This window comes from Neptuniibacter sp., assembly GCF_024231755.1.
Taxonomy (GTDB): Bacteria; Pseudomonadota; Gammaproteobacteria; order Pseudomonadales; family Balneatricaceae; genus Neptuniibacter.
In genome coordinates, this window is record NZ_JAAEQH010000355.1 from 1 (window position 1) to 5,394 (window position 5,394).

3 protein-coding genes and 2 tRNA genes are annotated in these 5,394 nt (G+C 47.6%); all 5 read left to right on the forward strand.

Annotated features, from left to right (window positions below):
- The first annotated feature begins 195 nt into the window (after positions 1-195).
- On the forward strand, positions 196-1,254 hold the full coding sequence (locus tag GY843_RS20025) for an AraC family transcriptional regulator (protein WP_297312340.1): 1,059 nt from the start codon (positions 196-198) through the stop codon (positions 1,252-1,254).
- Between the two features lie 226 nt (positions 1,255-1,480).
- Positions 1,481-3,259 carry an acyl-CoA dehydrogenase gene (locus tag GY843_RS20030; RefSeq protein ID WP_297312342.1) on the forward strand — a complete coding sequence of 593 codons (1,779 nt, stop codon included), beginning with the start codon at positions 1,481-1,483 and terminating at the stop codon, positions 3,257-3,259.
- A gap of 79 nt (positions 3,260-3,338) precedes the next feature.
- Positions 3,339-4,988: an electron transfer flavoprotein-ubiquinone oxidoreductase gene (locus GY843_RS20035; RefSeq protein ID WP_297312343.1), complete on the forward strand. Its 1,650-nt coding sequence runs from the start codon at positions 3,339-3,341 to the stop codon at positions 4,986-4,988.
- 221 nt (positions 4,989-5,209) lie between these two features.
- Positions 5,210-5,297: transfer RNA gene (locus tag GY843_RS20040), tRNA-Ser, on the forward strand.
- Positions 5,298-5,311: 14 nt separating this feature from the next.
- A tRNA-Asn gene (locus GY843_RS20045) sits at positions 5,312-5,387 on the forward strand.
- Positions 5,388-5,394: the final 7 nt, after the last annotated feature.

Here is a 5,394-nt window from a genome sequence, read left to right on the forward strand (position 1 = left end):
AGAAAACCGGTTTTAGGGGCTCTGAACCCATGATTGGCAATAATATTCTAATTGTCTGCAAAAACCCTCAATAACAATAGCCGCCAATATTATTAACAAAATTGTTCTTGTGGGCTTGATTAATGTGACAAATCCGTTCAAGAATAAAAGAGGGAAATGCGTTTCATCGACTAAATAACATCAGGAAACTGAATTATGGAACGTAGAATTACAGTGCCGGCCGGTTATGTCCGTCACCTATTACAACTTGTTGAAGAGCAAGGTTACAGCGTTGATGAGCTGCTTCACTACGTTGGAATCGACCCAGCTGAGATTGATACTCAGACGGAGTTTCCGGCAGATAAGTTTGGTTTGCTTTATCAGCGTATCTATTACATCGCTCAGGATGAATACTTCGGCATGCTGAGTGGTGGCAAGGTGCCTAATGGTACCTTCCGCATGATGTGCCACTGCCTGATTCACTGCACTACGCTGGAGAAGGCGATCTATCGCGCTAGTGATTTTCATGAAATTTGCCGTGGAACTCAGGTTAAGCCGTTTCTGGTGCGTAAGGGGCGCTATGCAAAAGTTTCCTTTACCACTACCGATGCATCCGGTGTATCTATGGATGAGCTGCTAGAGGGTGAGTCTCCTGCCAGAATCAGAACCTCGCTTTCGATGTGGCACCATTTCCTTTGCTGGTTATTGGGTACGCGCCTTGATTTGAAAGCTGCTTATTTCTCATTTTCAGAGCCGGATGATGTAGCGCAGTATAAAACACTGTTTCAGTCTGAAGTTAAGTTTGATCAGCATGACAACGCTATGATTTTTCCTGCCCGTTATCTGGACTATCCCATCGTTCAGACGCCAGAAACGTTACGTAGCTTCCTGAAGACAGCTCCTTATCAGCTGATTGTTATGGTGGATGACGATACTAGCCTTAAATCACAGGTGGTTGCCCTGATTGGTAAAGACTTCAGTCAGGAACTGCCGAGTGCCGAGGACGTGGCGTTCAGACTGCATATGTCAGTATCTACACTGCGTAGGCGCTTGTTGGAGGAAGATACTTCCTACCAGAAAATCAAGGATGAATGCCGCAAGATGGCTGCATTGAATTATATGAACTCGCCACAGTTGTCGATCAACGATGTGGCAGGTTTGATGGGCTTTGATGAGCCCTCTGCATTCTTCCGATCTTTCAAAAAATGGACCGGGATGACACCAGGTGAATACCGTCGTAGTGACACCTATTGCCAGCAACTTGCAAACTCTTAATGCTCTGCTAAGCCTTTAGATATGGTGGTGTGCTGCTTTCGTGATTTTTTTTGTCATTGATTGAGGTTTGAATTGTTATTGTTTGGAGGGCGCTCTGAATGGATTATGTTTGGAGCATTTCCCAAATGTTCTAAAAATAAGAAAACGCAAAGCCTGTAGTTATTTGAGAGTTATCTTGTAGTTAATAGCAGTTTTAGGCCTTGCCGAGTAAGGAGCAACAATAGCGATGAGTGAGTATCGTTTTCCCTATCAGGACGCGCTGTTTGTCCTGAATGAATTAGTAGACCTTGAACAGATCTGTCATAACGCAGGCCTGGATGAGTTTGCTGAAGGTCTTGGCGAAGCAGTGTTGGATGAGGCCGCCAAACTAGGTGGAGAACAGCTGGCGCCGCTGAACCGGATTGGTGATCAGCAGGGTGCGACGATTTCTGACAACACTGTGCAGCAAACCGAAGGCTTTTCTGAGGTTTATCAACAGTTCTGTGAAGGTGGTTGGCCTTCCTTAGCTGGTAATCCTGAATTTGGTGGTCAGGGGCTACCTGTTTCGCTTGCAGTGGCTGTTAATGAGGTTTGGCAATCTGCAAATATGGGGTGGTCACTTTGCCCGCTTTTAACTCAGGGCTCTATCGAAGCGATCGAAACTCATGGTTCAGAACAGCTTCAGCAAACCTATCTGCCTAAACTGATTAGTGGTGAGTGGACCGGTACCATGAACCTTACCGAGCCCGATGCAGGAACTGATCTAGCTGCACTGAAGACCAGAGCTGTCCCAGAAGGTGATCACTACCGTATTACCGGTCAGAAGATCTTTATTACCTGGGGTGATCATCAGATGACGGAAAATATCGTTCATCTTGTACTGGCCCGTTTGCCAGATGCACCTGCTGGTGTGAAAGGCATCTCCCTGTTTGTTGTTCCCAAGTTCCTGCTGGATGAAAACGGCAATACTACCGATCAGCGTAATGATGCATTCCCCGTGGCGCTTGAACATAAGCTGGGTATCCACGGCAGTCCAACTTGTGTAATGAGTTTTGGTGATAACGAGGGTGCTATTGGTTATCTGGTAGGTGAAGAGAACAACGGTCTGGCTTGCATGTTCACTATGATGAACGATGCGCGTCAGGGGGTAGGTCTGCAAGGGTTATCGATCTCTGAACGTGCTTATCAGCAGGCGCTGGAGTACGCCAAAGAGCGTATTCAGGGGACTCTGCGTGATGGCTCCCGTATCAGCATTATCAAACACCCCGATGTACGTCGCATGTTGCTGCAGATGAAGTCTGCAACTCAGGCAATGCGCGCATTAACCTATGTCGCCCGTGCTGAAGTTGATCATATACACAACACCACAGATGAGGCTGCGAAAGCCAAGCATAAAGCGCGTACAGACTTATACACACCTATTGTTAAAGGTTGGATCACTGAGCTTGCGCAAGAAGTTACTTATCTTGCGGTGCAGGTTCATGGTGGTATGGGCTTTATCGAAGAAACGGGGGTTGCGCAGCATTATCGTGACGCTCGAATTCTGACTATCTATGAAGGCACAACAGGTATTCAGGCCTTGGATCTGATCGGTCGTAAGACACTGTCTGATAGTGGGGCTGCCCTGACAGATCTGCTAGCTGAAATAGAGACCGATCTAAATGGCATTACCGCAGTTGAGCTGCAGGATATCGTTTCTGCAAATCGTACTGCGTTGAATACTGCAAACAGTGCTAAACAATGGGTGCTCGAAACAGGCTCTCAGGATATGTCCGCAGCTGGAAGTGCCAGTGTCAATTATATGATGTTGCTGGGTTATCTATGTGGTGGCTGGCTAATGGCTAAATCTGCAGATATTGCATATAAGCAGTTGGGCGAGTCCGATGCTGATGCTGAATATCTGAACGCTAAGATCACCTGTGCCCGTTTCTTTGCAGAGCAACTGCTGCCACGTACCGTATCACTTTTGAAAGCGATGCAGGCGGGCGGTGAGACCGTAATGGCACTGTCCGAAGAGCAGTTCTGATAACGATAGCAATAAGCTTGTGACGGTAAGGTGGGTCTAAGGTGAGTCTAGGTGAGAGTAAGGTGAGATTATGAGTGATATGGCTCGTGAATCGATGGAATTTGATGTTGTTATCGTTGGTGCAGGCCCGGCAGGACTTTCTGCGGCCTGCCGTCTGATGCAGCAGGCTAATGACGCAGAGCAGGAGTTGACTGTCTGCGTGGTAGAAAAAGGCTCCGAAGTTGGCGCGCATATATTGTCTGGTGCGGTTATTGAGAGCCGTGCGCTGGATGAGTTGTTTCCAGACTGGAAAGAGATGGGCGCACCACTGAATACCCCAGTGACGGAAGACCAGATCTTCATGCTGAAAAATGAAGAGAAGTCGATCAAAGTGCCAAACGTATTTGTGCCAAAAACCATGCATAACCATGGCAACTATATCGTTAGCCTGGGTAATGTTTGCCGTTGGTTGGCAGAGCAGGCTGAGCAGTTGGGTGTAGAGATCTTCCCCGGCTTTGCAGCAGCAGAAGTTTTGTACAATGAAGATGGTAGTGTAAAAGGTATCGCTACCGGTGATATGGGCATCAGTGAATCTGGTGAACAGAAAGACAGTTATATGCCGGGCATGGAGCTACATGCCAAATACACTATCTTCTCTGAAGGTTGCCGTGGTCATCTGGGTAAAGAGCTGATCGAACGTTTTGATTTGGCTGCTGAAGCGGATGCGCAGCACTATGGTGTTGGCATCAAAGAGCTATGGGACATTGAACCTGATAAGCATCAGCCAGGTCTGGTTCTGCATGGCTCCGGCTGGCCACTAAGCGATGGCGCAAGTGGTGGTTTCTTCCTCTATCACACTGATGATAATCAAGTAGTTGTTGGTCTGATCGTAGACCTGAACTACAGCAACCCGCATATGAGCCCGTTCGATGAGTTTCAGCGCATGAAACATCATCCGGTACTGAAACAATATCTGGAAGGGGGCAAGCGTGTTTCTTACGGTGCCCGAGCAATCACCAAAGGTGGTTTTAATGCACTGCCTAAGATGGCCTTTCCAGGTGGTATTGTCGCAGGTTGTAATGCCGGTATGCTGAACTTCTCTAAGATTAAAGGCACACATACTGCAATGAAGTCCGGCATGATCGCGGCTGAAGCTATCTTTGAAGCCGTTCAGTCGGGCTGTGAAGGCGGTAAAGAGCTACAGAGCTTTACGGATAAGTTTGAGGACTCATGGCTGTACGATGAACTGTTCCGCTCACGTAACTTTGGTCCGGCGCTGCATAAGTTCGGTCCGATCATGGGTGGTGCGTTCAACTATATCGATCAGAATATCTTCGGAGGCAAGATCCCGGTCACTTTGCATGATGACAAAGAAGACTTTGCTCAGATGCGACCCGCTAGTGAGTGTAAGCAGATCGAGTATCCGAAACCAGACGGTGTGCTGAGCTTTGATAAGCTGGGTTCGGTATTCCTGTCTAACACCAATCATGAAGAAGATCAGCCGTGTCATCTGCAGTTGAAAGATAGCTCTATTCCGCTTGAGCAGAATCTGCCTAAGTTTGCAGAGCCAGCGCAGCGTTATTGCCCTGCGGGTGTATATGAGGTTGTAGAAGATGAAGGCGGCCAGCGCTTCCAGATCAACTCTCAGAACTGTTTGCACTGTAAAACCTGTGACATTAAAGACCCGGCTCAAAATATCCGCTGGGTAGTCCCAGAGGGGGCAGGCGGACCGAACTATCCAAACATGTAGCAATAGTGTGATAACACTAGTTCGTGCTCATCACGTTCTACATTACCTAAATCTTCTAAATAACCCGGCTTGCCGGGTTATTTTTTAATCGTTTCTGGTCAAAGCTTAACCGCTTGTTTCGGCTTGAAAAAAACAATGAAAAATAATCGTTATTTTTATGAAAAAGCGCTTGGATTTAGTTGACAGGAAAAATGATTGAGGTAACATACGCGCCCACCTACGGAGGGATGGCTGAGTGGTCGAAAGCACTGGTCTTGAAAACCAGCGGTCCGAGAGGGCCCTAGGGTTCGAATCCCTATCCCTCCGCCATTAGGTGTCAGAGTTCCCTGATAGCTCAGTTGGTAGAGCAGTAGACTGTTAATCTATTGGTCGCTGGTTCGAGTCCAGCTCAGGGAGCCATCTTAAG